A 21,612-nucleotide genomic window follows, 5' to 3' on the forward strand; every position below is an offset into this window, starting at 1 on the left:
GGCGGAATTGGTAGACGCACTAGTTTCAGGTACTAGCGAGTAACATCGTGGAGGTTCGAGTCCTCTCCTGGGCACCAAACATCAAGCCATTGCACCCATGTGCAATGGCTTTTTTGTTGTCTGCTCGCACGCAAGCTGCCAGCCCGCACCCTCCACACCCCAACACCCCCCATCTCCACCAGGCAAGCCCAGCAGCAGGCCCATGAAAAAACGCCCTGGCGTTCAAGCACAGGGCGTTGGCGGGGAGGCGCTGTAGAAGGCTTACTTCTTCAGCAAAGCCTTCAAGGCATTTTGCAGGCGGCGGGCCGAGGCCTCGTCGCTGCCGGTGGCCAGCACCTTGGCAACATCCTGCTGCCAGGTCTCTTGCGGCGAAGGATCATTGCGGCGCGTCAGCAGCTGCAATTGCAGTGCACGGCGGGCATTGATGTGCTCGGCTGGGGTGGGCACCTCGGCGGCCATCTCCAGGCGCAGCATGGCTTCGCGGCCATCACCTGCGGCAGGCGCGGCAATGGCCTGGCTCCAGCTGTTACGCGAGCCGCTGGCAAGGCGTCCCAGATCCTGGGCCTGGGGCAGCAGCGCGGCATCGCGCTTGCTCCAGGCATCCATCATCTGCGTCAGTGCCTGGCCATGGGCCTGGGTGGCGAGCTTGCGCAGCGCAGCCTGGGCATGCTCCACCGCATCGCGCTGGGCGCGGAAGGCGGCATCGCCCAGACGAGGGCCCCGGTCTTCGCGCGGCGCGCGGTCCATGCGGTCGCCCCGGCCAAAGCGGTCGTCAGCACCACGGCGCTCCTGGCCACGGTCGCTGCGTGGGCCACGGCTGTCGCGGCCATCGCGGCTGTCACGGCGATCGCCACCGGGCTTGCCAGGGCGGCCAGCGGCTGCGGGCGCATCACGGCGCATGCCAGGGCGGTCATCACCGCTGCGCTGGGCAATCACGGGCTTGGGGGCCACAGGTGCTGGCGCTGGTGCCTGGGCAGCAACAGCAGCCTCTGCATCGGCACCCTCCTGGGCTGCCAGCTCTGCTGGCTGCTCCGCATCCGCAGGCGCTGCCGCATCTGCTGCGACCGCTTCTGGCGCGGCTGGCTTTGGTGCAGCGGCCGCCACCGGTGCTTGCTGGGCCTGCAGCGCTTGCTGCAAACCATCGAGCGCGGCCTGGATCTGGGCGGCATCGCCGCTGTGGTTGGCCGCTTCGAGCGCCTTGGAGGCATCGAGCACGGCCTGGTCGCGGGCGCTCAGCTGGTGCTGCACACGTTCGCGCTGCTGCGTCTTGCGGGCAAAGGCTTCATCGAGCGGCTTGCGGAACGCATCCCAGAGCTTTTGCTCATGGCGGCGGTCCATCGGCACGGACTGGGCTTCGGTCTGCCACTGGCGCTGCAGCTCACGCACGGCGTCAATGTTCAGGTTGGGCGCAGCGGCCAGCTCCACGGCCTGGGCCACCATGGCCTCGCGGCGCGCAATGCTCTGCTTCTGGGCTGCATGCAAAGGCGCAGAGGCCTCGTGCAGCGCGGTCTTCCAGGCCTCTTGCAGCTCGGCATAGGCCTTTTCGCCCACATGGCCACTGGCGCGCCAGCGGTCACCAAACTGGAACAGGTCGCGCTGAATGCGCTTCCAGTCGGTCGATGGCTTGTGCGCCTCGACCCAGCCCTTGAGCTCTGCAATCAGAGCCTCACGCTCGGCGCGGTGCTTGGCACCCTCTTCGCGCACCTTGGACAGCCAGACCTCGACATGCTTGTAGGCCGCGTTGCAGGCCTCATCAAACTTCTTCCACAGCGCATGGTTGGTGGGGCCGCTTTGGTCGGCCTTCTTCCAGTCCTCGCGCAGCTGGCGCAGCGCTTCTTGCAGCTTGCGGCCGCCCAGCTCCTGGCCTTCGGGGCGGGCGAGCAGGCCCTGGGCCTTGGCCAGCAGCTCCTCGCGCACCTTGTCGGCGCTCCAGCGCTGCCAGCCTTCGAGTTCACCGGCGGCGATCAGCGCGGTATTGACCTGCGATTCCAGGTCCTGGTCGATCAGCTTGCCATGCTGCTTGAGGGCAGCGCGCAGCTGCTGCGCCGCGCTGGATGCGCCCTTGCCATGGCCTTCGGCCGTGTGGGCCTGCAAGGCCTTGAGCGCTTCTTGCACCGCATGCTTGGCGCGCTTGGCTTCCTGCGGGTCGGCAGCGGGCTTGGCAGCAGCAGCACGGGCGGCTGCTTGCTCCACCTCGGTGGGCAGGCCGCGCCCGGCGCGGATCTCGTCGGCCCAGACCGGCACCGTGGGCAGCGGTGCTTGCGCATCTTCAGCGGCAGCCAGGGTTTGCTTGAGGGCCGACTGGAACGCATCCCAGACCAGCAGCAGCTGCGACTTGGAGGCCTCGAGCATGCTCGGGTAGCGCGCTTCGACACTGCCCCAGCTGGCATCGCCTTCGAGCACGGCGGCCTGGTCCTGCCAGTGCTGCACATCGGTGGCCAGTGCCGTCTCGGCAGACTGGGCATCCTTGTAGGACTTGGTGGAGAGCACTTCGACGCGCTGGGCCAGCAGCACGGCGGCCTCGCGCTGCACCTGCACGCGGTGCTGCAGGTCTTCAATCGTCTTGATGCGGTCGGCCAGCTGGATCTTGAGCGCAGCGAGCGGCTCGCGCGACAGCGGCGCGCCAGCCTTGGCCGCGTCACGCTGCCAGGCCAGGGCATCGGCAATGTTCAGCTTGGAGGCGCCCAGCAGCTTCTCGGCCTTCTCGGCCCATTCCGCGGCGATGGCCTCCTGGCCCTTGGCGCGGCGCATCTCGTCCATGCGCTCACGGATGGCCTTGGCAGCGCCCTTGTCGCGGGCAGACAGCTCCTTGAACACTTCCTGCAGCTGCTCGGCACCCGGGTTGGTTGCCAGCCATTCGCGCACCTTGGCTGCACGCTCACCCGAGGTGGCAGCCGAGAAAGCACCACCGGTGACGCCATCGAGGGGATGGGGGGCAGCGGCCGCCTTGGCGGGTGCGGGTGCGGGCTCAGGGGTTTCGGGCGTCTTGTTGCGCGAGATAAAGGGGAACATGGAGTCAGTTCAGTCGTAAATACGGCCTGCATCGCAGCGCAATGCAGCCATTGGCACATAAAAAAGAGGGAGGCCGGCCCGAGGGAGTCTCTGCGAAACTGCCTGGCCTGCATCCAGGTTGCTATTTTGACCCGGTTTGGCGAGGACTCCAAGCACACGGGCATCGCTATAAGGTAATTCAACCCAAGCATGGCCAAAAACAAAGGGCTGGCGCCCTGCGGCCCAGCCCTTGTTCAATGGCGTGCTAGCGCTCAGCGCGGCGCCAGACTGAGCTCGGCATGCGGCGTCCAGTCCTTGTCCTCGCCAAAGCCTTCGGTCTTGGCATTGCCCAGGAAGAGGCGTTCGAGCTTGACGCCCTTGCTGGCCAGGTAGTCACGCACCGTCACACCCCGGGCCAGCGCCAGCTCGCGCATCGCATTGTCGGGCACGCTGATGCTGGTCAGCAGCAGGGTTTCCATCTCGGCCACCGGGATGTCGCTGGCCATACCGACGAGGTTGCGCGGCTTCTGGATATCGGCACGTTTGTACACCTCCTTGAGCAAGGCGGGGTACTCGGCAGCGCTCACGGCCTGCACGTCTTCGGGTTTGCCACCGGCGCGCACCGCGCTGCGGCGCTTTTGGGCCAGCACCAGGTCGTCGATGCGGGCCTTGCGCCAGCCATCCTTCTCGCGCTCCAGGTCGGCCTGGCCGGCAACGGTCAGCTGCAGCGCCGGCCGGTCTTCCAGCGCCTTGGCCACCTTGTCCAGGCTTTGCTTGCTGTCCGCATCCAGCACCGCACTGCCGGGGGCAAAGGGCACATGGCTGGCTTCGCTGCCACCACCAAAGGCGCCCGAGAGCAGCGCAAACGGCGAGGTCACCGCCTTCATGATCAGGTTGCCAATCACCTTGAAGATGATCGGCGCCAGGCGGAACTGCGGATCGTTGAGCGAGCCGCTGATGGGCAGGTCCAGGTCGATCACGCCATTGCGGTCAGCCAGCAAGGCCACAGCCAGCTTGACCGGCAGGCTCGCTGGCGCGCCCTGCACCGCATCGCCAAAGGTCAGCTGGTTGAGCACCAGCTTGTTGCTGGCCGTCAGCAGGCCCTCGGGCGTCACGTCGTACTGCACGTCCACACTCATCTTGCCGCGCTCGATACCGTGGCCGGCGTACTTGATGCTGTAGGGCGTCAGCGGCGACAGCTCCAGATCGCGCACCTTGCCATGGATATTGAGCGCCAGCGGCTTGACCAGCGGGTTGAGCTTGCCGGTGATCTCCAGCGACGCGGTGCCTTCTGCCTTGCCGCGCAGCTCCAGCTCGGCCAGTTGCAGCTGGCCGGCCGTTGGCTCGGACGAGAACGCACCCATGCGCCCGGCGAGCTCGGACAGGTCGGCCGAGTAGTTGGGCCGCACAAACTGGTCGCTGAACTTGACGGTACCGCCGGCGAGCGTGATCGGGCCCATGTCGATGATCGGCCCCGTGGCGGGTTCGGGGCTGGTGGGCGCAGCCGGTGGGCTGACCGCTGCAGCACCCGATGCCTCGACCACCACGCCTTCGGATGGCGCGGCCGCATCGCCAGCGCCCGCAGCACTGCTGCCGCCCAGGTCCTGCAGATTGAGCTTGCCGTTCTCCTGCACCACGAGGCGCGCATAAAAGTCGGTCAAGGCCGTCTCGCCCACTTGCACTTTCATGCGCTGGCCCGGCACCATGTCCACGGCCAGGGCGCGCAGGCTCAGCAGCTTCCAGTTCAGCAGGTCATCGCCCGCCCCCATCAACCCAATGCCCAAGGTACCGGTACCCCGGTTGGCAGCAGCTGCAGCCGCCTTGCGGCCAGTCTCGCTCGCGCCATTGCCGTCGTCGTCGCCAGCATCATCACCGCTGGCCGGCGCTGCGGCGGCCAACAGGGGTCGCACGCGCACATCGTCCAGCCCGGCATCGCCCTTGACATGCAGCACCGGCCCCTTGTCCGATTGGGCATAGTCCACCGTGCCCCGGAAATTGGCATCCGCCCGTACCAGGCGCACCGGCAGCAGGGCCGCCGCATAGGGCTCAAAGGCGTGGATGGGCAGCTGGCTCACATTCAGGCGCCCCACGGCCGACACCGGCGTCAGGCCCAGGCTGCCGTCATAGGCGATGCGGCCGGGCTCGGCGCGGCCGCTGCCAATCCGGCCTGAGAGCTTGAGCGGCGAGGGCTTGGCCTTGGTCGCCAGCGGCGCATAGTCGCGCAGCTCCAGATCCCAGCCGGTCAGGCGAAAGGCGACCTTGCGGGCGGTCGATTCATCCTGGAAGGCCAGCTGGGCACCCTTGATGGCGACCAGGTCCAGCTGCACATCCCAGGGTTTGCTGGCTGCGCTCGTCGATGCCGGCTTGCGACCATCGGCTTTGCGGGCCTGCGAGGCCACCAGCCAGTCCTCAAACATCATGCGCCCGTCCTTGGCGCGCGAGACACCGAGCACCGGCTCGACCAGTTGCACCGAACCGAGCTTGACCTGCTGGGCTTCGGTATCCAGCACGGCATCCTTGACCAGCAGCTGGCGCAGCTCCAGCAGGTTGTTCTTGCCTTTGAGGCCGATAGCAGGGCCATGGGGCGGCGCGCAGTTGGCCTTGCTGTTGCACTGCAGGGCCACGTCCGACACGCGCATCTGCGCCAGCGCCACCTTGAGCGCCGTGCCCTGGCGGCTCAGGTGCATCTCGCTGTCGATCGTGCCCAGCAGGCCCGGCTCGATCACCCCGGTCAAATAAGAAGCCCCCAGCTGCAGCGGCAGGCCCGTGGTGCTCACATCCACCTCGGCCATCTGGTCGGTCGCCTTGCCCGAAAACACCAGGCGGCCGGTAGACGGCACACCCTGGGCACCCGACAGCCCCGACGAACCCTCAAAACTGAAAGGTTCCTTGAAGGGCCAGGCAATCTGCTGGGCCTCCATGCTGAAATAATCGAGCTGTACGCGCGCAGGCAGCGGCACGCTTTCATCGACCCAAACCCCCTTGAGGCGGCTGAGCTTGAGCGCATCGACCCGCACCGACCAGGCAGCTTGGCCGCTGCTGGCTTGGCCTATGGATGCGCCAGTTTCGGCAGCGACTGCCTGAGAGTCCGCGTTGTCGACCTTGTCACCCTTGTCGTCCTTGACTTCGGGGCTTGCACCATCTGCACTGACCACAGAGGTTGCAGGCTCCGCCTTGTCTGCGGTGGCAGCGGTGTCTGTGGACTTGGCGGCTTGTCCACCCTCTTCAGCCCGGCGCGGTATTGCCTGGCCCTGGGCATCGAGCAGGCTCAGCTGGCCATTCTTGCCCCGCTTGAGCGACAGCTGCGCGCCATCGAGCGCCAGCTGGGCGATATGCACCTGCCCCAGCAAGGGCTGCACATCGGCCAGCTGCACATCCAGCCGCTCCCAGCCCAGCAATTCACCGCCGGCCGCGTCGTGCAGCTGCACAGCGCTGGCATGCACCTCGCCGCTCAGGCGCACCTGCGTCTTGTCCTGCTGCTCAAAGGCCAGTGCCAGGTCGGCATTGAGCACGCCAGCCACCAGCTTGACGGGCAAGGACGCGGGGATATAGGCCAGGTAGGGCTGGAGATCGAGGTCCTTGATCGCAAACTTGGCCTCGGCCTTGCGGTCATCGGCAAAGGGCGTGGCCTCGGCATGGCTGGCAAACTGGCTGCCATTGAGCACAAAGGCCAGTTGGGGCAGCACCTTGATCTCGCGCTTGGATTCGAGGTTGCTCAGAAAAGGAATGCCCAGCTGCAGGCCCTGGAGTTCATGGGTCTGGCCCACCGTGTCGTCGCGGAAGGCCACCTGCCCCTCTTTGAGCTCGATGTTGTAGAGCGCAAAGTGCGCCGTCTTGCCGTCATCGGGCGGCGGCTCAGGGCTGCGCAGCTTTTGCAGAATGTCGTCAAAATCAAATTTCCCGGGAGCGGTCTGCGCGATGCGCAGCACGGGCTTGTCCACCTGGATGGCATCGAGCACCGGTGCGAGCCTGAACACCGACTGGATATCGGCATCCACATAGATGCGCTCGACCGCCAGCATCGCCGCGCTGTCTGCCTGGGGCCCGGCGATCTGCAGATCGCGCACGGTCAGCTCCAGCGACCAGGGCATGAACTCCACCGCCCCGATATGCACCGCCCGCCCGAGTTTTTCCGTGCCCAGCTTCTCTCCCTGGGTGCGCAGCAGCCAGGGCAGCAGCAGCCACGACAGCGCCCACAGCAGCAGCAGCGCCAGCAGGCACCATCCCAGCCGGCGCAACCAGCGCATCGCGACGACCTTTTTCTTGTTTGCTTCTTGCGTTTCGCTCACGGCGATGATCCTCACTCAGAGTCAGTACGGCCCGCCCCATGGTATCCATGGCTGCGATGGCAGGCCCAAGATCCATTGTGCACAAATAAGCCGCTGTGGCGGCGCTGGCTTAGCACACAAAAGCGGCATCTGTCGCTGGTTCACAATCGTTCAAATCCTGCAGGCTGCCCCAGGAAACGGTGTGCCTCTCTATATATAGAGGAAAAACGCAGTTTCTATGGCGGCACCCCCTGCGGTAGCGGCACGGCCAGGGCTAAAGGCAGCAGGGGGCGATGCCGCGATGCAAGGATCCAACAGCCTGATCGGGCATTCGCCCGTCCGCCCGCCTCAAACACCGCGATGCTTTTCACACTGCGGCATGCAAAACCGCAGCGTGGAGCCGCAAAAACACAACGCCAGGTCCTGCTTTTTTGCGTCCACCGATATTCTACCCGGGTATAAATGCCAAAAACCTGATGTAGCCATGGGTTATTGGCTGTTTTATCCTGGTTTTTATACAGTTTTTTGGCCTTTTCATGTGAAATTTGTGTAGGCGCAGATGACCGCATGATGACCAAGACCTGCCCGCCCAAATCAGGCCAGCGTTTTGCGCGGCCCGCAACGGTTCTGTGCGCCTATGCGCAGGCGGCACCCAGGCACCGCCCTGGGCTGCAAAAGCGCAAATGGGGCTGCGCGCTACACCAAAAACAGAGCACAACAGCCGCGCAGCATTTGATAAAGATTGACTTTTTGCTGCATCCTTTATATCAATCAATGTATTTAAAAGATTAAATACAAGCTATTCAACCCATAAAACCGGGTCCCCGACAGGGCACCGATCCGGTGCTTTTTCTGCCTGCCATCCCCGCTGCAGGGCTGGCTGCCGCCCCTGCCCGGATCCGGCCCTGCAGCAGCCCGCTATACACGTTTTTTTATTACTTTTTTTTCTCATTTTCCAATTCAATAGTGTTGACTGAGTATTAAGCAAGCTTCTAGAATTCAGCCCATTGCATTGATTGCTGATTTTTTAGTCAACACCCCTCACGGTGTTTTGATCGTAGCCCCTGACACGCAAGAGCGTGCTTGAAACGACAAAGGGCCGTCTGCAACGCAGACAGCCTGCCGGAGACCACACAGGACAGTGTGGCTCCACCCTGCCAGACCCCAGCCCGGTGCACTATCCGCCGGGCTATTTGTTGGAGGTGGCGGGACTTAGAAAGGAAAAATCCCTATGACGGCTCCCGCGCAAGTGGATGCCGGTGCGCGCTCATTGAGCGCCACCATCAGCCGTGGTCTGATGACCATGGCACACAACAGTTTTGCTTTGATCGGTCTGGTGGTGGCGTTCTGCGCCCTCACCCTGGTGTCGCGCGACGATCTGCGCCACGCCGGCGAGGCGCAATTGCGCAGCTGGCTGCAGGCTCGCACCCATGCACCTGCCGTTGACCTGGCAGGTGCCGATGCCGACGCATCCACTGGCGACGATGCCGCCATGGTGGCTGCCGTGGACCGTGCCACCGCCAGCAACCCCCAGCAATTGCCCCGCAACCAGGCCAATGTGGCCTATTGGCTGGCCAAGAAATACCGCGTGGCGCCTGAGCCCCTGGCCGTGCTCGTCTCCGAAGCCTACCTCGTGGGCAAGGAAACCAAGCTGGACCCCACCCTGATCCTGGCGATCATGGCCGTGGAGTCGAGCTTCAACCCCTTTGCCCAAAGCTCGGTGGGTGCGCAAGGCCTGATGCAGGTGATGACCAAGATCCACACCGACAAGTACGAGCACTTTGGCGGCCACTTTGCGGCCTTTGACCCGGTGACCAACTTGCGCGTGGGCGTCAAGGTGCTGCAAGAATGCATCGAGCGCGCCGGCTCGCTTGAAGGCGGCCTCAAATACTATGTGGGCGCAGCCAACCTGCCGACCGACGGTGGCTACGCTGCCAAGGTGATGGCCGAGCACTTCCGCATCAAGCAAGTGGCCGAAGGCCGCAGCAACACGCCCAAGGCGCCGGTGGCCCCCGCTGCCAAGCCTTCGCTGTCGGCCCAGGCGGATACGCCCGCCGCAGCCGGCACCGTGGCCGACAAGGCCAAGGCCGCCAGCAACAGCGCAGCTGCAGGCAACGCTTCTGAAACCGTGGCCCTGGCCGACAAGCAAGCCGCGCTGCCAGCAGCGGCCAAGGCCGAGGCCACCGCCGTGGCCATGGGTTCCTGACCAGCCCCCCGGCTCGTCGCCCTCTTCGCACAAGCACCCAGCCGGGTGCTTTTGTTTTTTCTGGCCCTGGCGCAGCTTCCCGGAACCGGTTTTTATCCAGACGTGGCGATAAACCCATTGCCCCAGGCCGGTGCAGCCTCGGCTACACTAGCCGGGTACGCGACTGGCGATAGACATCTGTATGACCGGATTGTTGACGTGGAATGCAGGCCCGGCCTGCAGCAACCACCGGGGAGCGTACCGTGCAGTGCCAGGGCGAGCGCATCGCCCCCCGCACCCGCCACGTGTTAGCCGTGCGCCTGGGCAGCCCCTGTTTTCGCCAACCTCACTGTTGGCAGGCAGGGCTCACTTCTGACTCCAACGACCGCCATGTACCAACGTAACATCCTTGTCGAACAGACCGACGCAGAACTCTTTGCTGCCATCCAGGCCGAAAACCAGCGCCAAGAGCAGCACATCGAGCTGATCGCCAGCGAAAACTATGCCTCCCCCGCCGTGATGTGGGCCCAGGGCACCCAACTGACCAACAAGTACGCCGAAGGCTACCCCGGCAAGCGCTACTACGGCGGCTGCGAATTTGTCGATATCGCCGAGCAGCTGGCCATCGACCGCGTCAAGCAACTGTTCGGCGCTGATGCTGCCAATGTGCAGCCCCATTGCGGCGCATCGGCCAATGAAGCGGCTTTCCTGGCTTTCCTCAAGCCCGGCGACACCATCATGGGCATGAGCCTGGCCGAAGGCGGTCACCTGACCCATGGCATGCCGCTCAATATCTCCGGCAAGTGGTTCAACGTCGTCTCCTACGGCCTGAACGAGAAGGAAGAGCTGGACTACGACGCCATGGAAAAGAAGGCGCACGAGACCAAGCCCAAGCTGATCATCGCCGGCGCATCGGCCTACTCGCTGGAAATCGACTTTGCCCGCTTTGCCAAGGTGGCCAAGGATGTGGGCGCGATCTTCATGGTCGACATGGCCCACTACGCCGGTCTGATCGCCGCTGGCGAATACCCCAACCCCGTGCCCCACGCCGACGTGGTGACCACGACCACCCACAAGAGCCTGCGCGGCCCCCGTGGCGGCGTGATCCTGATGAAGGCCGAGCACGAAAAGGCCATCAACTCGGCCGTGTTCCCCGGCCTGCAAGGCGGCCCGCTGATGCACGTGATCGCAGCCAAGGCCGTGGCCTTCAAGGAAGCGCTGACGCCTGAGTTCAAGCAGTATGCCCAGCAGGTCAAGACCAACGCCCGCATCGTGGCCGAGACCCTGACCGAGCGCGGCCTGCGCATCATCTCCGGCGGCACCCAAAGCCACGTGATGCTGGTGGACCTGCGCGCCAAGGGCATCACCGGCAAGGAAGCCGAAGCCGTGCTGGGCGCTGCCCACATGACGATCAACAAGAACTCCATCCCCAACGACCCGGAAAAGCCGATGGTCACCAGCGGTATCCGTATCGGTACGCCCGCGATGACCACCCGTGGTTTCAAGGACGAAGAGGCGCGCCTGACCGCCAACCTGATCGCCGACGTGCTGGACAACCCACGGGACGAGGCCAACATCGCTGCCGTGCGCGCCAAGGTCAATGCCCTGACCGCACGCTTCCCCGTCTACCGCTGATCTGACCTGCGCCCGCGCCTATGAAATGCCCCTTCTGCAGCCATCCCGATACCCAGGTGGTGGAGACCCGTGTTGCAGAAGACGGCGGCTTTGTACGGCGCAGGCGCCAGTGCGGCAACTGCGAAAAGCGCTTCACCACCTATGAGCGGCCCGAAGTCAGCCTGCCGGTCATCGTCAAAAAGGACGGCCGGCGCATCGACTACGACCGCAGCAAGCTGCGCGGCTCATTCAGCCTGGCGCTGCGCAAGCGCCCGGTCCCCATCGACAAGGTGGACCTGGCGCTCGAGCATGTCGAGGACAAGCTGCGCACCTTGGGTGCGCGTGAGGTGCAGACGCATTTGATCGGCGAGCTGGTCATGGCCGAGCTGCAAAAGCTCGACAAGGTGGCCTACATCCGCTATGCCAGCGTCTACCGCAGCTTCGAAGACATTGACCAGTTCAAGTCCATCGTCGACGAGGTGACGACCCCGCCGCCCGAGCCCAAGAAAGACAGCGCCCGTAAAAAGGACTGAGGCACAAAAAAATGCGAACCCCTGGGTTCGCATTTTTCTTTGGGAGCCGGCCACCGAGCCTGCCCGGGCTGCGCCTTGTCAGTCTTGCGGCGCCTCGGCGGCAATCGGCCCCACCGCCTGCACCACATCGCTGTTCTGGGCGCGGTGGCGCAGCGCATGGTCCATCAGCACCATGGCCAGCAAGGCCTCGGCAATCGGTGCGGCGCGGATGCCCACGCAGGGGTCGTGCCGGCCCTTGGTGATGACCTCGGTGCTCTTGCCTTCGGTGTCGATGGACTCGCGCGGGCTGATGATCGAGCTGGTGGGCTTGATGGCGATGCGGATCTCGATGTCCTGGCCGGTGCTGATGCCGCCCAGAATGCCGCCGGCATTGTTGCTGCGAAAGCCCTGGGGGCTGAGCGAGTCGCCATGCGTGGTGCCGCGCTGGGCCACGCTGTCAAAACCGGCACCAATCTCGACGGCCTTGACGGCATTGAGCCCCATCATCGCGTAGGCGATGTCGGCGTCGAGCTTGTCATACAGCGGCTCGCCCAGGCCCACGGGTACGCCGCTGGCCTGCACGCGGATCAGCGCGCCGCAGGAGTCGCCCGCCTTGCGTAGCGCATCCATATAGTCTTCATAGCGGGTCACATCGGCCACCGGCGCAAAAAACGGGTTGTTGGGCACATGGGCCCAGTCCTCAAAAGGCAGGGCCACCTCGCCCACCTGCAGCATGCAGGCGCGGAACGCGGTACCGAACTTCTCTTTGAGCCACTTTTTGGCCACGGCGCCAGCGGCCACCGTGGGCGCCGTCAGGCGGGCCGAGGAGCGGCCGCCACCACGCGGGTCGCGGATACCGTACTTGTGCCAGTAGGCATAGTCGGCATGGCCGGGGCGAAAGCTCTGCGCAATATTGGAGTAGTCCTTGCTGCGCTGGTCGGTATTGCGGATCAGCAGCGCAATCGGCGTGCCCGTCGTCTTGCCCTCGTAGACGCCCGAGAGGATCTCCACGCTGTCGGGCTCATTGCGCTGGGTGACAAACTTGCTGGTGCCGGGGCGGCGGCGGTCCAGGTCCTGCTGGATATCTGCCTCGCTCAACGCCATGCCCGGTGGGCAGCCGTCAATCACGCAGCCAATCGCCGGGCCATGGGATTCGCCAAAGTTGGTAACAGTAAATAAGGTGCCGAAGGTATTGCCGCTCATAGCCCGCCATTATCACTGATGCCGGTGCCCCACGCAGCCCTGCAGGGCTCACCAGCGGGGCTGGTCACCCCCAGGCGGTTGGCCGGCGTGTGGCCAGCCGCCGGGCAGGCCCTGCAGCACGGCGCTGTGGCGCACCGCACGCAGGCGGCCAAAGCCGCTGTCCAGCGTCTCCAGATAGGCGTCAGGCGGCGCGCCGCTGGGTACCTTAGCCGCCGCAGCGGCTACCGGCCGCTGGCCCATGGACTGCAGCCACTGCGCGACGCGCGCCAGCGATACCTGCACATGCCAGCTGCCGCCCTGCGTAGCCTGGCGGTAGAGCGCAGCCTGGATGCCAAAGGCCAGCAAAAAGCCCGCGCTGTAATCCAGAATCTGCAGCGGCAAAGCGCGCAGCCCCGCGCTGCCAAACGCCTGGCCTTCGGCCCAGTTGATGCCGCAAACCGTCTGCACCAGCGAATCAAAGCCGCGCCGGTCGGCCCAGGAGCCGCTGCGGCCATAGGCCGACAGGCTGGCATAGACGATGCCCGGCCGCAGCCGGGCGGCAGACTGCGGATCCAGCCCCAGCGCATCCAGCGCGCCCGGCCGGTAGCCTTGCAGCAGCACATGGGCCTGGCCCAGCAAATCAGCCATGGCGCCCTGCCCTGCCGGGGTTTTCAGATCCAGCAAGGCCGAGCGCTTGCCCCGGCTCATATCGGCAATGGCCTCGATATTGGGCAGACCTGGCCCATTGAGCATCAGCACATCGGCCCCTTGCGCCGCCAGGCTGCGGGCCGCCACGGGCCCCGCCAGAATGCGGGTCAGATCCAGCACACACAGGCCGTCTAGCGGCCGGTGCTGGGCAGGCACCGGCCCATCGCGGGGGGCGGCAGGCTGGTCGCTGTCCAGCTGCGTGATGGCCACCAAGGGCTGCGCGGCCACCGCCGCACTTTGGGGATGGGCCTGCCATGCTTGCGGGCTGCGGGCCGCTGCCACCACCAGGCCCAACGCTGTGGCACGCTCCTCCGCTGCCTGCGCCGTCCAGCCTTGGAGCGCATCCGCCACCTGCTCCCGCGTGGTGGCCGCGCCGGTGGGCAGGCCCAAGAGCCGCAGCATGCCATCGCGGTGGTGCGCAAAATTGGCATGGATGCGCAGCCAGCCCGGCTCGCCGCGATCGGCGCCGCAGGCATAGAGGCCTGAGATGGGCGCCCAGAGATTGGGCTGCTTGCCGTCCAAGGTGAAATAGCCACTGCACTCGGCCAGCACATGGCCCACATCCACCTGGACCTGGGGCATGGCCAGCTGCTGGCGGTGCTGGTGGATCAAGGCGCTGGCCAGGCCGCTGGCCGCCACGGCCGCGGGCGCTGCCACATCCAGGCAAAAACTCGAGGGGTAGGCTGCGCCATCGCCGCTGAGCGCCAACGCGCCCTGCTGCAAAGCCTGCGCTGGCAGGCCCGCTTGCTGCCACAGCATGTGCACGCTGGCCTGTATGGCCGCATGCAGCGGTTGCTGCGCCAGGTGGTGGCTGGTGGCGGTGTGGTTGTTGGTGGTTGGCAAGGCGTTCTCCTGGGTGACGGACTGCCGCCATTGCATACCTGCCGCACCCCGGGGTCAATCTTGATTGGGCCGATACACATGCCATTCATCTCTCACTGCAGTAGCATGGCCCATGGTTTCTGCACGCCCCGCCCAACCTATCCCTGTCCCACCTTCCGAAGCCGACAGCCCCTGGCTCAGCAGCCAGCAGGCCGCCGCCATGCTGGGGGTGCAGCGCGCCAGCCTCTATGCCTATGTGAGCCGGGGCCTGCTGCAAGCGCACCGCCAACCGGGCCTGCGCGGCCATGTCTATGCCCGTATCGATGTGCAGCGCCTCGCGCGCCAGCGGCAAACCGTGCGCAACCCCGCGCAGCTGGCCCGCTCCACCCTGGACTGGGGCACACCGGTGCTGCGCTCGGCCATCACCCAGGTGGCGCAAGGGCAGCTGTACTACCGGGGGCGCGATGCGCTGCAATGGGCGCAGCACGCCAGCCTGGAAGACACCGCCGCGCTGCTGCTGGGCCAGCCCGTCGCGGCAGAACCCGACAGCGCCCGCAGGGCCCCCCCCACGGCAGCCCCCAAGGCAGCCGCAGCACAGCCTCTGCCGCAGCCCCGCCCACCCGAGCAGGTACTGCGCGCCTGGCACAGCCTGCCCGCCCACGAACCCAACCTGGCCCAATCCGGCTGGCCCCAACCGCTGCTGCAGCAGATGCTGGGGGTGCTGACGGGGCTACCGTCCAGCGATAAAGCCCAGCCTGCAGCCGAACGGCTCATCCACCAGCAGCTCGCCGCCCTCTGGCAAGTAGATGCAGTGGGCGAAGACATCTTGCGCCAGGCCCTGGTGCTCTGCGCCGACCATGAGCTCAATGCCTCCAGCTTTGCCGCGCGGGTGGTGGCATCAACCGGCGCCAGCCTGCATGCCAGCCTGGGCGCAGGTCTCGCCGCGCTGACCGGCCCACTGCACGGGGGGATGACGGCGGTGATCGACCAGCACTGGGACGACTGGCATGCGGCGCGGCGCAGCAGCGAGGGATTGCCCCCATCGCTCGCCCAGTTGCTGGCGGACACCCGCATCAACGGCAGCCCGCACTATTGCGCGGGCTTTGGCCACCCGCTCTACCCAGCAGGCGACCCGCGCAGCCAACGCCTGCTCCGCCTGCTGCCTGCCGATGCGCAGCGCCATGCCCTGCTGGCCGCCGTACACCACCACACGGGCCTGCACCCCAGCCTGGACTATGCGCTGGTCGCCATTCAGCGCGGCCTGGGCCTGCCCGCAGGCGCTGCCTTTGTGCTGTTTGCGCTGGGCCGCACGGCAGGCTGGCTCGCCCATGCGCTGGAGCAGCGCGACAGCGGCCAGCTGATCCGCCCCCGGGCCCAGTATGTGGGCTTGCCGGCCGAGACAGATGCGCAGGCGGAGGCCCCTGCCACGGCCGACACCAGCGCCGGCCGCATCCCCGGGCGCATCATCCGTTTCTGACCCGTAGCAAGCCGCTGCTCCAAAGCACAGGCGCAAAAAAGCGGCCTTGCGGGCCGCTACTTTGGCAGTTCTGGCAGATGGCCGGTTCAACCTCCCAGTTGGGCCAGCCGCTGTATCAAGAATCGGTCTCGCCTTCCACCGGCCAGTCACGGATATAGGCCTTGAGCATCTTGTTCTCGAAGTTCTGGCTGTCGACGACGGCCTTGGCCACGTCGTAGAAGCTGATCACACCCATCAGCATCTTCTTGTCCATCACCGGCATATAGCGGGCATGGCGGTCGAGCATCATGCGGCGCACCTCGTCCATGTCGGTCTCCATCGTGCAGGTCAAAGGCGCGTCATCCATCACGCTGCGCACAAGGATATTGCCTGCAGTGCCGCCATTGTTGACGATGGCAACGATCACCTCGCGGAACGTCAACATGCCCACGACATCGCCGTGCTCCATCACCACCAGCGAGCCAATGTCCTTCTCCGCCATGGTCTGGATCGCGTCGCCCAGAGGGTCGTTGACGCTGGCCGTGTAGAGAGTGTTGCCTTTGAGGCGGAGGATATCGCTGACTTTCATGGGTGTCTCCTTGTACCGTTCTCCGATGCTGGCGGGCCCGCCTGCGTGCACACGCATCGGCGACAGGCCTGCCCGCCCAGGTCTGCTAAATATAGCCGACAATGCCCGTCCAGAACGACAACATCGCGGAGATACGCCATGCCCGGTTACACCGATCCCGGCTTTGACACCCTGAGTCTGCACGCCGGCGCCCAGCCGGACCCGGCCACCGGGGCTCGCGCCGTCCCCATCCACCTGACCACCTCCTTCGTCTTCGAGTCGAGCGACCACGCAGCCAGCCTCTTCAATCTGGAGCGGCCCGGCCATGTCTACAGCCGCATCAGCAACCCCACCAATGCGGTGCTGGAGCAGCGTGTCTCGGCACTTGAAGGCGGTGTGGGCGCGATCGCGGTGGCCAGCGGCCAGGCCGCGCTGCACCTGTCGGTTGCGACCTTGATGGGCGCGGGCAGCCATATCGTTGCCAGCACCGCGCTCTATGGCGGCAGCCAGAACCTGCTGCACTACACCCTGGCCCGCTTTGGCATCGAGACCACCTTTGTCCAACCCGGCGATATTGACGGCTGGCGCGCAGCGGTGCGGCCCAACACCAAGCTGTTCTTTGGCGAGACGGTGGGCAACCCCGGCCTCGATGTGCTGGACATCCCCACCGTCTCGGCCATCGCCCATGAGGCCGGCGTGCCCTTGCTGGTCGACTCCACCCTGACCTCGCCCTGGCTCATCAAGCCCTTCGCGCATGGCGCCGACATCGTCTACCACTCGGCCACCAAGTTTCTCTCCGGCCACGGCACCGTCATTGGCGGCATCGTGGTCGATGGCGGCAGCTTTGACTGGGAAAAGTCGGGCCGCTTCCCCGAGCTGACCGAGCCCTATGACGGCTTCCACAACATGGTGTTCAGCGAGGAATCGACCACCGGCGCCTTCTTGCTGCGCGCGCGGCGTGAAGGCCTGCGCGACTTTGGCGCCTGCATGAGCCCGCACAGCGCCTGGCTGATCTTGCAAGGCATCGAGACCTTGCCGCTGCGCATGGAGCGCCATATGCGCAACACCGAAAAAGTGGTGCAGTTTCTGGCCAGCCACCCGATGGTTAGCCGCGTGGGCCACCCGATGCTGGAGAGCCACAGCTCCTACGCGCTGGCGCAAAAGCTGCTGCCACGCGGCGCGGGCTCTGTGTTCAGCTTTGACATTGCCGGCAACCGCAACCAGGGCAAGAAGTTCATCGAGACGCTCAAGGTCTTCAGCCACCTGGCCAATGTCGGCGACTGCCGCTCGCTGGTCATCCACCCGGCCAGCACCACGCACTTTCGCATGCATGACGACGCCCTGGCGCAAGCGGGTATCAGCCAGGGCACGATCCGCCTATCGATCGGCCTCGAAGACGCCGATGACCTGATCGATGACTTGAAGCGCGCGCTCAAGGCCGCAGAGAAGGCCGCATGATGGAAATCCGTGTCTTTGCACTGCAAGATTCCGAAGCCGTTGTGCAGCTGTGGCATGACTGCGGCCTCTACCGCCCCTGGAACGATCCGCACAAGGACATTGCGCGCAAGCTGAGCGTCTCGCCCGAGCTGTTCTGGGTCGGTGTCGATGAACAAGGCGCGGTGATGGCCAGCATCATGGTCGGCTACGACGGCCACCGCGGCTGGATCAACTATCTGGCGGTGCACCCCAGCCAGCAGCGCAAAGGTTATGCCGGGCAGCTGATGCAGCGGGCCGAGGCCGAACTGACGGCACTGAGCTGCCCCAAGCTCAACTTGCAGGTGCGCGCCGGCAACGAGGCGGTCATCGCCTTCTACGAAAGCCTGGGCTATGCCAACGACCAGACCGTGAGCCTGGGCAAACGCCTGATTGCCGACATCTAGCCTCAGCCACACCATCGGAGCACAGACATGCGAATCCAAGTACAAGGTGCCGACCTGTATGCCTACACCGGCGGCAAGGCGCTGGATGCGAACCAGCCCACTGCCATCTTTATCCACGGCGTGCTGTGCGACCACAGCGTCTGGGCGCTGCAAAGCCGCTACCTGGCCAACCACGGCTGGAACGTGCTGGCCATCGACCTGCCCGGCCACTGCAAAAGTGGCGGCCCGGCGCCGCGCACGGTGGAAGAGGCGGCCGAGACCATCGCCCAGCTGCTCGATGCCGCAGGCCTGCAGCAGGCGGCCCTTATCGGCCACAGCTGGGGCAGCCTGATTGCGATGGAAGCGGCCGCACGCCTGGGCGCGCGCATCAGCCACCTGGTGCTGGTCGGCACGGCCGACCCGATGAAGGTCGCCCCCGCCCTGCTGGAACAAGCGCTCAGCGCAACCGACCAGGCCATTGCCATGGTGCAGACCTTCTCACGCGCAACCCTGGCCCCACCCTCGGGTGCTGGCAGCTGGGTGTTTGGAGCCGGCATGGCGCTGGCCCGCCGTGTGCAGGCCAGCAACGGCGACACCAACCTGCTGCACACCGGCTTTGTGGCCTGCGACAGCTACCGCAACGGCCAGGCCGCGATGGCCGCCCTGGCCTGCCCGGTGCTGTTTGTGCTGGGCGAGCAAGACCAGATGACCCCGGCCCGCGCCGCGCGCAGCCTGGTGGATGCCGCCAGGGCCGCTGGCAAGCAGGTGCAGGTCCAGATGGTGCCCAGCGGCCACAACCAGATGACCGAGTCACCCGACGCGACCCTGTTTGCGATCCACCATTTCCTCAGCACCCACGCAGCCGCAGCCCCAACGCCGGCTTAAGAGGCGGTTGCAGCGCAGTACGTGGGCCTATCAGCTTTGGTATTGCGATATTGCTTTTGTTTTTATAGCAGAAGATCACGCATGTATCTGGCGTAAGAAGGCGTAAGCCACCGCAAAAAATGCCGCAATGCCGGCGTCAAATGCGTTAGCCTATCTGCCAGGCCGATGGAGGCCCAGACAGCTGCAGCTGAAAAGCTGCAGACCCGATACATACGACTTATGCAATACAAGGCCCTTCCCTGTTTGCTGCAACACTGCCAGGCGCAACCCTGGCATCTGCTGCGGCCGCGCGTGGACATGGACCTGGAGCGATGGGCAGAGACCTGGGCAGACCAGTTGTCAAGCCTGCATGAATTCTCCAGCCATGGCTACTATGGTCTGGATGTGCAAGATCTGGACGCCGACAGCCAACGTGCTGCCCGGGCTGGCTGGTGCCGCGCCGCGCTGCAATCGCTGGCACTGTTAGATCTGGCCTACAGCCGGGGCCTGCCGCCTCGCGCGATGGAAACCCTGTTCGAGCATGTGCTGCACTGGTGCAATGAGTATGCGGTCTTTATGCGCAGCGATGCAGCAGCGCCGGCGCAAGCGCGCCAACCGATCAACCCCGCCTCCAACAGCTACCCGGCTGCCGTGCAACTGCTGGCGCTGCCCGTATTGCTGGAGCGCCAGGAGCTGATTCCCGGCATTGTCGAGCGCCTGCTGGGCAACCGCTGCGACTGCCTGCTCGACTACCTGAGCGCCGTCGCCTGCGAAAAGGACGAAGCCTCGGCCCAGGTCTTCTGCCCCAAGCCCTATGCCGATCTGATGGCTTTCTTCGAGCAGTCCGAGCTGGGCACCGAGCCCTTGCAAGCCTACCTGGACGAGAACTACAGCAGCCAATTGCACCCTGCGCTGGCCGCCATTGGCCGGCTCATTGGGATGGGCGAGCACCACCCGCGCTGGGCCTGGGAAGTCGCCGCGCTGGTGGTGCTGTACGAGCTGGACGACAGCCCCCTGACCGCCTACAGCAGCTACCCCGCCGACATGGTGGCGCTGGCCCGCCAGCGCCTGGCCTTCAACGAGGCCAGCTTCGCCGCCCACTGAGCGGCTTCAGCGATCTCTGCGCATCGCCATCAGGTAGGCCGCTGATGGGCAGCCCCTCTCAGCGATCAAACTGCCCTCAAGCCTTGGGCTGCAGGGCTTGGGTCTCATCACCCAGCACAGGCTCCAACTCCTGCACTACTGCTTCCACCTCCTCCGCCGGCACCTCACCGGGCAGCCAATGGCGGCGCTCGAGCAGCGCAATCAGCGCGATCTGGTCGAGGCCGCTGTGCCACCACAAGGGCTCGGTCGCCTCGTTGCGGTCCAGCATCAGCGCGCTGACCAGCGGTGCAGCCAGGGTCTGCGCCGGCTCGATCAGCAGCACGTAGCGCATGTCATGCTGGCTCTCGGGCGCGCCCGCGCTGGTGCGGCGCTCGTCCACATCGACGACGGCGCCCACCCAGTCGAGCTGGCACAGCACATCGAGCGCGCGGTGCAGCTGCACATCTTCCACCTGCAAGCGGGTGGCAAGCTGGTGCAGGTAGAGGCCCTTCTCAGGCTGGTAGCGCATCAGGTTGAGCGCGCGCAGGCATTCGAGCGCCAGCTGAAAATCCCAGCTCTGCGCCAGCGGCAGGCGCGCCACGCCGGCCAGCAGGCTGGGCAGGTAGGCAGCGACCACAGCGCCCAGCAGCACAATCACCCAGGCCACATAGATCCAGATCAGCAGGATCGGCAAGGTGGCAAAGGTGCCGTAGATGGTCGAATAGGTCGGCACATGCACGAGATACAGGGTCAGCACCTTCTTGGCCACCTCAATACCCACGGCCACAAACAGCCCGCCGGCCAGCGCATCGCGCCAGCGCACATGGGTGTTGGGCACATAGCGGTACATGGCGGTCACGCCCGATGCCAGCAGCACAAACTCCAGCGAATCAAAGGCCAGGCGGATGAGGTAGGGCAGCTCGCCCATCGCGCTGCGCGAAGCGGCCACCACCGACGAGGTCAGCACCAGGCTGGAGGCCAGCACCAGCGGTCCCAGCGACATGGCCGCCCAGTAGATCAGCACCCGCTGGCCCAGCGGACGCAGCTGGCGCACGCGCCAGATGTTGTTCAGGGTGCGGTCCATCGTCAATATCAGCGCCAGCGCCGTCACCAGCAAAAAGCTCAGGCCCGCCAGGCCCAGGCGGCTGGCCTTGGACGCAAACTGCGTGATATAGCCCAGCACCTGGCTGGCGATGGTGCTGGGGATCAGGCTCTCGATCAGCCAGCGCTGCAGCTGCGCCTCGACCGTGGCAAACATCGGGAAAGCGGTGAGCAAGGCCAGCGCCACCGTGAAGAAAGGCACCAGTGCCAGCATGGTGGTAAAGGTCAGGCTGCTGGCCGTCAGGCCCAGGCGGTCCTCGCCAAAGCGCGTGCGCAAGGTATTGACGGTGTTGCGCCAGGGAAAAGCCGCGAATTGCTGCCACCACAAAGCCCATCCCTGGCGCGGTTGCACCTGCAAAGATGCCGCGTTTTTCTCATCACTGACGTACATACCGATAT

Annotated in this window: 15 protein-coding genes, 1 tRNA gene and 1 riboswitch; of the genes, 10 read left to right on the top strand and 6 right to left on the bottom strand. The window is 65.4% G+C overall.

Going from position 1 to position 21,612, the window contains the following annotated elements; all coding sequences use genetic code 11:
- A tRNA-Leu gene (locus WH265_RS02935) sits at positions 1-77 on the top strand.
- Between the two features lie 184 nt (positions 78-261).
- On the opposite strand, the gene WH265_RS02940 is transcribed toward WH265_RS02935, so the two are convergent.
- Entirely contained in the window at positions 262-3,012 is a 2,751-nt protein-coding gene (locus WH265_RS02940) for a DUF349 domain-containing protein (protein ID WP_339557255.1), read from the bottom strand.
- Positions 3,013-3,263: 251 nt separating this feature from the next.
- Entirely contained in the window at positions 3,264-7,280 is a 4,017-nt protein-coding gene (locus tag WH265_RS02945) for a DUF748 domain-containing protein (RefSeq protein ID WP_339557256.1), read from the bottom strand.
- A gap of 546 nt (positions 7,281-7,826) precedes the next feature.
- Here WH265_RS02945 and WH265_RS02950 point away from each other — a divergent pair.
- From WH265_RS02950 to nrdR, 4 genes are all read left to right on the top strand, one after another.
- Positions 7,827-8,051, top strand: coding sequence for a hypothetical protein (locus WH265_RS02950; RefSeq protein WP_339557257.1), 225 nt, complete (start codon positions 7,827-7,829; stop codon positions 8,049-8,051).
- A gap of 439 nt (positions 8,052-8,490) precedes the next feature.
- Positions 8,491-9,465, top strand: a complete 975-nt coding sequence (locus WH265_RS02955; RefSeq protein ID WP_312986507.1) for a lytic transglycosylase domain-containing protein — start codon at positions 8,491-8,493, stop codon at positions 9,463-9,465.
- 149 nt (positions 9,466-9,614) lie between these two features.
- A riboswitch (ZMP/ZTP riboswitch) is annotated at positions 9,615-9,777 on the top strand.
- Positions 9,778-9,834: 57 nt separating this feature from the next.
- Entirely contained in the window at positions 9,835-11,079 is a 1,245-nt protein-coding gene (glyA, locus tag WH265_RS02960; RefSeq protein ID WP_339557258.1) for a serine hydroxymethyltransferase, read from the top strand.
- Positions 11,080-11,099: 20 nt separating this feature from the next.
- Positions 11,100-11,591, top strand: a complete 492-nt coding sequence (gene nrdR / locus WH265_RS02965) for a transcriptional regulator NrdR (protein WP_021028724.1) — start codon at positions 11,100-11,102, stop codon at positions 11,589-11,591.
- 78 nt (positions 11,592-11,669) lie between these two features.
- Here nrdR and aroC read toward each other — a convergent pair whose 3' ends face one another.
- Complete coding sequence (gene aroC / locus WH265_RS02970; RefSeq protein WP_339536556.1) at positions 11,670-12,773, bottom strand: chorismate synthase; 1,104 nt, start codon at positions 12,771-12,773, stop codon at positions 11,670-11,672.
- 48 nt (positions 12,774-12,821) lie between these two features.
- The gene (locus WH265_RS02975) at positions 12,822-14,219 is read right to left on the bottom strand and encodes a CoA transferase (RefSeq protein ID WP_445228481.1); all 1,398 of its coding nucleotides are present in this window, start codon (positions 14,217-14,219) and stop codon (positions 12,822-12,824) included.
- A gap of 196 nt (positions 14,220-14,415) precedes the next feature.
- On the opposite strand from WH265_RS02975, the gene WH265_RS02980 reads away from it, so the two are divergent.
- The gene (locus WH265_RS02980; protein ID WP_339557260.1) at positions 14,416-15,759 is read left to right on the top strand and encodes a citrate synthase family protein; all 1,344 of its coding nucleotides are present in this window, start codon (positions 14,416-14,418) and stop codon (positions 15,757-15,759) included.
- Positions 15,760-15,874: 115 nt separating this feature from the next.
- On the opposite strand, the gene WH265_RS02985 is transcribed toward WH265_RS02980, so the two are convergent.
- Positions 15,875-16,327, bottom strand: a complete 453-nt coding sequence (locus WH265_RS02985; RefSeq protein WP_021028721.1) for a CBS domain-containing protein — start codon at positions 16,325-16,327, stop codon at positions 15,875-15,877.
- Positions 16,328-16,465: 138 nt separating this feature from the next.
- On the opposite strand from WH265_RS02985, the gene WH265_RS02990 reads away from it, so the two are divergent.
- The 4 genes from WH265_RS02990 to WH265_RS03005 all read left to right on the top strand — a co-directional run bounded on the left by WH265_RS02990 (position 16,466) and on the right by WH265_RS03005 (position 20,133).
- Positions 16,466-17,764 (top strand): O-acetylhomoserine aminocarboxypropyltransferase, encoded by a 1,299-nt coding sequence (locus WH265_RS02990; protein ID WP_021028720.1) that lies wholly within the window; start codon positions 16,466-16,468, stop codon positions 17,762-17,764.
- Positions 17,764-18,186 (top strand): GNAT family acetyltransferase, encoded by a 423-nt coding sequence (locus WH265_RS02995; protein WP_339557410.1) that lies wholly within the window; start codon positions 17,764-17,766, stop codon positions 18,184-18,186. Before WH265_RS02990 ends, WH265_RS02995 begins: the two co-directional genes overlap by 1 nt.
- 27 nt (positions 18,187-18,213) lie before the next feature.
- The gene (locus tag WH265_RS03000) at positions 18,214-19,050 is read left to right on the top strand and encodes an alpha/beta fold hydrolase (protein WP_339519930.1); all 837 of its coding nucleotides are present in this window, start codon (positions 18,214-18,216) and stop codon (positions 19,048-19,050) included.
- Positions 19,051-19,269: 219 nt separating this feature from the next.
- Positions 19,270-20,133: a PoNe immunity protein domain-containing protein gene (locus WH265_RS03005; RefSeq protein ID WP_158400631.1), complete on the top strand. Its 864-nt coding sequence runs from the start codon at positions 19,270-19,272 to the stop codon at positions 20,131-20,133.
- A gap of 76 nt (positions 20,134-20,209) precedes the next feature.
- Here WH265_RS03005 and WH265_RS03010 read toward each other — a convergent pair whose 3' ends face one another.
- Complete coding sequence (locus WH265_RS03010; protein WP_339557261.1) at positions 20,210-21,604, bottom strand: YihY family inner membrane protein; 1,395 nt, start codon at positions 21,602-21,604, stop codon at positions 20,210-20,212.
- Between the last annotated feature and the right edge of the window lie 8 nt (positions 21,605-21,612).

The sequence above is a fragment of the Comamonas sp. MYb396 genome (assembly GCF_037479555.1).
Lineage (GTDB): Bacteria > Pseudomonadota > Gammaproteobacteria > Burkholderiales > Burkholderiaceae_C > Comamonas.